This is a genomic window from Streptomyces sp. SID5785 (assembly GCF_009870065.1).
Classification (GTDB): Bacteria; Actinomycetota; Actinomycetes; order Streptomycetales; family Streptomycetaceae; genus Streptomyces.
Window position 1 is genome coordinate 1 of record NZ_WWIA01000980.1, and the last position, 5,627, is coordinate 5,627.

A 5,627-nucleotide genomic window follows, 5' to 3' on the forward strand; every position below is an offset into this window, starting at 1 on the left:
CCGGGCCCGGGCCAGCCCTACGGCGGGCAGCCGCAGCAGGCGGCCGCTCCGGCGCCGCAGGCCGCGGCGCAGCCCGCGCAGGGCGGCCAGCCGGCCGGGGACTTCTCCCCGTTCTGGTTCGCCGTGCCGGTGCCGCGTCCGCTCTACGGTGAGGACGGCGCGCCGTCGCCGATCGCCGAACTGGCGCCGGGCACCTGGTACCTGGCCGTCGAGCAGCGCGGTCCGGGCCTGATCGCCCAGACCCAGGACGGCCGCCGCGGCGTTCTCCAGGACACGTCCGGGATCCAGCGCGGCTGATCCGGACCCCGTTCGCCGAAAGGCCCCCCGCCCGCACTTCCGGGTGGGGGGCCTTTCGCGTACAGTCGCCCGGCAGCACGGTACCTGACGATCTGTCAGATACCGTTCGGGCACCGGAGGGAGCGGGAAGATGCGGCTCGGACTCGCACTCGGCTACTGGGGCCGCGGCCCGAACCCCGACCACGTACGGCTCGCACAGGACGCCGAAGCGCTCGGCTACGACTCCGTGTGGACCGCCGAGTCCTGGGGCAGCGACGCGTTCACCCCGCTCACCTGGATCGCCGCGCACACCTCGCGCATCCGGCTCGGCACGGCCATCGCGCAGATGGCCGCCCGCCCGCCGACGACGACCGCGATGCACGCCCTGACCCTGGACCACCTCTCCGGCGGCCGGATGATGCTCGGGCTCGGCCTGTCCGGGCCGCAGGTGGTGGAGGGCTGGTACGGCCGCCCGTTCCCCCGCTCGCCGCTCACCGCGACCCGGGAGTACGTGGACGCCGTCCGGCAGGTGCTGCGCCGCGAAGCGCCCGTCGAGGTCGACGGGCGCTTCCACCAGCACCCCTACCGCGGCGCGGACGGCACCGGGCTCGGCAAGCCGCTCAAGCCGATCACGCACCCGCTCCGCGCCGACCTGCCCGTGCTGCTCGGGGCCGAGGGGCCCAAGAACGTCGCGCAGACGACCCGGATCGCGGATGGCTGGCTCCCGCTGTACTGGTCCCCCACCCGCACCGACGTCCACGAGGCGTCGCTGACGGAACTGCCGGAGAACTTCATGGTGGCGCCGATGGCACAGGTGAGGGTCTGCGACGACGTCGGCGAGGGCCTGCTGCCGGTCAAGGCGATGCTCGGCTTCTACATCGGCGGCATGGGCCACGCGACCCGCAACTTCCACGCCGACCTCATGGCGCGCATGGGGTACGAGGCGCAGGCGCGGCGCGTGCAGGAACTGTTCGCCGAGGGACGGCGCAAGGAGGCGGTGCTCGCCGTGCCGGACGCGTTCGCCGACGAGATCTCGCTCGTCGGCCCGCGCGAACGGATCGCCGAACGCCTCGACCTGTGGCGCAAGGGCCCGGTGACGGACCTCCTGGCCCTGTCCCCGGACCCTCACACGCTACGGGTGCTGGCGGAGCTCAACTAACGCCCCTGGACGGGCGACACCACGCGCGGCACCACGGACGGCACCAGGAGCCAGCCCCAGCGCCTGCGAGCCCCTACCCCTTGGCCAACTGGCCCGCCGAAGGCACCTTGTTCTTCACCTCGGCGCCGGCGCTCTTGCCCGCGTCCTTGACGCTGTTGATGATGTCGTCGAACGATCCGGAGACCGAGTCGACGCCGTCACCCTTGCGCAGCTTCTTCGGCAGGTCCTTGAGCTTGTCGATGCCGGCCGACAGCGGGGCCACGGCCTTCGACAGCGTCGGGTCGCCCTTGGCGTTGCGCTGCGCGGCCTTCAGCCGGTTGTACGTGAACGCGCCCGCGAGGCCCGCCTTGATCAGCGTGAACCTCCGGCCCTTCGCGCCCTTCTTGAACTTCCCGGCCTTCCAGGGCTTCACGATCCACTGGTACGTGGCACCGGCCGCGAGACCGGCGTTGGCCACGAAACGGGTCTTCGCGAGCTTCTGGCGCTCGGCCGGACTGCTGCTCGCCGCCGCGGGCCGCGCCACGGCCTCGGTGCTGCCGCTCTTCCCCGCGCAGGCGGTGCCGCCTGCGACGAGAGCCGTGCACAACAGTGCGGCGACGACCATCCGCCGTATCGAAAGAGACATCCCTACCACGGTCACCTCCGTGCAAGAACCCCCTCCCAGCACCCTGACCGCAACGTCACCACTCCGCCACTCGGGGCGACGCCCGCGAGATCGTCCGGGTTTCATCGAACTGGTTCGCGGTGAGACGTTCGGTATGACCTCAACACGCAGGAGCACCAGCGCGGCTCGGGCGATCGTGATCGTCGCCGATGTCATGGCCCTGATACTGGGGCTGTGGATCTTGATGTACCTGCTCGACGCCAACCGCGGCAACGACCTGGTCCGTTTCATCCACCACGCGGCGGACTGGCTCGCCGGCTGGTCCTACGACCTGTTCACCTTCGACGAGGCGTGGGCGCGGGTCGTGTCCGGGTACGGGCTGGCCGCGGTCGTCTACCTCTTGATCGGCCACACCATCGCGGGCCGCCTCCGCTGACCCCCTCACCGGGGCACCCCGACCGCCGCGGGCCCCCTGCCGACAGGGGGCCCGCACCTCTCGACAGGGACCCGCGGCTGCCCTGCGCGGGCCGAGTCACCGCCGAAGGACACCGAGCCGGCTCCGTTGCATGCCGAGGCGGCATCGTTCTTACCGGCTTCCCGTATCCGGTGGCGCTTCTCGACGTAGCATCCCGGTCAGCCCTGCACGCTGCGCGCTGCGCGCAGTATCAGTCTGCGGCCGGAATGCGCGCACTCCTTTCCCTGTCAGGAACGAATTCACCGTGACTTCAAGATTTTTGCGTTTGGCGGCCCTTCCAGTACTCACCGTCGCCCTGATAGCAGGGTGCGACAGCGCTGGTTCGACGGGTCATTTCTCTCGTCCGAGCAAGAGCAGCAGTGCACCTCGACAATCCCCATCGGACCCTGGCGAGGCGGCTGAAAAAGTCAAAGAGGATCTGGAGAGACAGGTTTCGGCGGACGAGCAGAAGTACGGAACTGGTACGGAATCGCCTTGCTCGACCTCCTCGCCTCGCATGTTCACAGCAGCATGCAGTGCAGCAGCTCACGCGACGAACGCCGATGCCGGCCTTGCCCTGCGCGAGATCGGAGTGCGCACCGGTTACACGACGTTGTCCACCACGGCGCACAAACTTCAGGAAGCCACGCGTACATACGACCGACAAGCATGCGCGAGCAATCCCACTGCCGCAGGCACACGGGAGTCGTGCAGGAAGTCGGCCGCTGTCATAAGCCAGGGGTTCCAGGATCTGCGTGACGGAAGCGTCCTGGCTTTGGCAGGTAAGTAGCTCGAGCCGGATGATGTCGAGCACACCCGAGATAGGTATTACCTGTGGGGATCAGATTTACCGAGGACGACTTCGGCATCACGCATCTAGCCTCTATGTTCCATCAAGACTGGAGGCTATCGGGGAGCGCACGCGATGTGGTCATAAGCTACGTCGCCCAGACGTCAGATCCGTTTGTGCTCGCACTCGCCGAGGATGCACTCAGACTGGCATCCAGCGGTGACGCTGACACTGTCGCCACCCTCTGGGAATGTGCAACTGGCTCCTTTCATCGCCTCAACGGCGCGGTCAGTGGATTGGACTGGTTCCGAGAAGTTGCAGATATCTGCGAAAGGGCCCTCACTCAAGCCGGCGTACACGCAAACCTCGAAGTCGGTGAAAGTGCGTACGGTGCCTTCACGGGCAGGGTTGTCGCGGAGATCGACGAGCTTGAGACTGCTCTGGATGAGGCGATCACAAACAATCCGGTGGCGAGTATCCCGAACGCCCTGCCGGCGCTGAGAGTGTGCGCCTCGGATATCTGCCCAGAACTCGCCTTTAGAGTCCTCCTGGGATTCCTCATGGAGTATTCTTGTGAGATCGACCATGATTTGTATGCGAGATTTGCAGAGCTGGGTCGCGAATTTCCCTACGGAGAATTCGTAGTCTCGCGAATTTCGTTCCTGATGCGCTAGCCCTCTCCAGGTGACGACCCTTGGCTCTGGATTAACAGAGAGTCCTTGGGTAGGCAACATGCGGCAAACCAAGAGGCCGCCATCGGCTAATCCCGATGGCGGCACATGAGACATCGCCTAAAGCAGTTGATGAACTGCCGAATGATTTCGACCGCAGGACGGTAGGGGTCCTTGATGCGGGGGTCGATCAGCTTCCCTTGTCAAGCGGACCGGGCGGCCAGTCTCATATGCTTGCCAACCTTCCCGGTCGAACTAAGCAGAATTTCGACCACGCCGAGACTCATACTGCCGCGCTCCTGAGGATGAATCCAGGCATCAGGAAAGCGGTGCTCCATATCGGACAACAAGTTTGGAATGTGTCCGGGGCGTGACGGTTGTGCGGCAAGGATTGAAGACATACTCCCGGAGGGAGCGCAGTTGTGGGTGAACTCAAACGGTCGGAAATATGGACCGTTCACCGGTAATGCGAACTAGAGATCCTAGATAGGGATTGGCCCGGCCTGCATCTCGTACAGGCCGGGCCAATCCTTCTTTTGGCGTTCAGTGCTGCTGAAAGTTGATTTATCGCAGGAACTCTGGGAGGTCGTCCCATTTGGACTCCTGCGGTTCGACTGACGTGTAGCTCATCCAGGGAACACCAGCGAGGTTGGACAGTGACTCAAGGGCATCTGAAGAAGGCGCTGCAATGGTCACATCGAACCGGCGGATCGTGTCGCTCGGGCCGCTCGTCATGCTGTCGGACACCTGCGCGAGCAGGCCGGTTCCCACGAGAATTCTGACGTCCGCGGAGGGCCAACGCCAGTGCGGTAGTGGAAGCGGGCTGACCTCGGAGGCAATTCGAGAGAGAACTTCTTCGGTGATGTTCTCGACGTACATCTGGCAGGGTGCCCCGACAATCGCTTCGAACACCGTCGCATGGAGGAGGAATTCTGAAAGTGTTTCGCCCGTAGGTGCCCAAGGTTCATGGTCTGAACCTGGCTGTCGATCGAATACGATTGGGTCGTCACCGTTAATGTTGGTGGACCACGTCCAGCATCCTTGGTTCTCAACCCAGAAGACCAGCTTCCCGTCCTCGATCTCCAGCTCGCTCGGGTCAAGAGGATGATTGAGAGTGGTCACGGGCGTGGACCATTGTGAGGCGATTTCATGCCAAGCCCTCAGCGGAAGTGGCATTTTGGCAGCGCCCAGATTTGCGGAAATGGGCCGGTCTGGGTCGCCGTACCACCGTGTCAAAAACCTACTGAGACTCTCGCTGGTGATATTAAGCAGTTCCTCCATGCGCTTAGTATGCATCACGTGTGCGCGCCCTCATTCGCGGCATGTGCAGACTTGAGCCCCATCGGCAGCTGTCCGACGGAGCTCTTGTGATGGGTGACGGCAGTAGTGGTCTGCTTAGGTGGCTCGCCCCGTGGGCTCTGCCGACGCAGCGTCTGCGATGGCCGGTTACATGTCCGAACGACTGGATGGAACGGCGACGGTAGGCCTCGACCACGCTTCAGCAGAGCTTGCTGCGGATGTACTTTCCCGACTGCCCGGTGACCGCTAGCAGATGTTGCGGAACCGCAGGGCGCGTCGCGTGCTCGGAGCGCCGGGGCGCGCCGTGCCCGGGACCGGGACGGGTGCGCCCGGCGCCGGGCCGACGCCCCCGGAGGGGGCGGGACGGTGGGAGC

At 65.3% G+C, this 5,627-nt stretch carries 5 protein-coding genes and 1 pseudogene; 4 read left to right on the forward strand and 2 right to left on the reverse strand.

Features of this window, described 5'->3' with window-relative positions:
- A pseudogene (locus GTW43_RS31930) lies at positions 1-297 on the forward strand (hypothetical protein); the annotation flags it as partial.
- A 130-nt stretch (positions 298-427) separates the two neighbouring features.
- On the forward strand, positions 428-1,435 hold the full coding sequence (locus GTW43_RS31935; RefSeq protein WP_161305456.1) for an LLM class F420-dependent oxidoreductase: 1,008 nt from the start codon (positions 428-430) through the stop codon (positions 1,433-1,435).
- A gap of 73 nt (positions 1,436-1,508) precedes the next feature.
- Here the strand turns inward: GTW43_RS31935 and GTW43_RS31940 are convergent, their stop codons facing one another.
- Positions 1,509-2,060: a hypothetical protein gene (locus GTW43_RS31940; protein WP_161305457.1), complete on the reverse strand. Its 552-nt coding sequence runs from the start codon at positions 2,058-2,060 to the stop codon at positions 1,509-1,511.
- Between the two features lie 133 nt (positions 2,061-2,193).
- Between GTW43_RS31940 and GTW43_RS31945 the strand changes: the two genes are divergently transcribed.
- Together GTW43_RS31945 and GTW43_RS31950 are read left to right on the forward strand one after the other, a co-directional pair.
- The gene (locus GTW43_RS31945) at positions 2,194-2,475 is read left to right on the forward strand and encodes a hypothetical protein (RefSeq protein WP_161305458.1); all 282 of its coding nucleotides are present in this window, start codon (positions 2,194-2,196) and stop codon (positions 2,473-2,475) included.
- Between the two features lie 852 nt (positions 2,476-3,327).
- Positions 3,328-3,957: a hypothetical protein gene (locus GTW43_RS31950; RefSeq protein WP_161305459.1), complete on the forward strand. Its 630-nt coding sequence runs from the start codon at positions 3,328-3,330 to the stop codon at positions 3,955-3,957.
- A 561-nt stretch (positions 3,958-4,518) separates the two neighbouring features.
- Here the strand turns inward: GTW43_RS31950 and GTW43_RS31955 are convergent.
- A complete protein-coding gene (locus tag GTW43_RS31955) occupies positions 4,519-5,235 on the reverse strand; it encodes a hypothetical protein (protein ID WP_161305460.1) in 717 nt (238 codons plus the stop codon).
- Positions 5,236-5,627 lie beyond the last annotated feature (392 nt).

What these genes read in the sequence shown, in the direction of transcription:
- GTW43_RS31935 (WP_161305456.1), top strand. Translation starts at nt 428, where the DNA reads ATGCGGCTCGGACTCGCACTCGGCTACTGGGGCCGCGGCCCGAACCCC.
- GTW43_RS31940 (WP_161305457.1), bottom strand. Translation starts at nt 2,060, where the DNA reads ATGTCTCTTTCGATACGGCGGATGGTCGTCGCCGCACTGTTGTGCACG.
- GTW43_RS31945 (WP_161305458.1), top strand. Translation starts at nt 2,194, where the DNA reads ATGACCTCAACACGCAGGAGCACCAGCGCGGCTCGGGCGATCGTGATC.
- GTW43_RS31955 (WP_161305460.1), bottom strand. Translation starts at nt 5,235, where the DNA reads ATGGAGGAACTGCTTAATATCACCAGCGAGAGTCTCAGTAGGTTTTTG.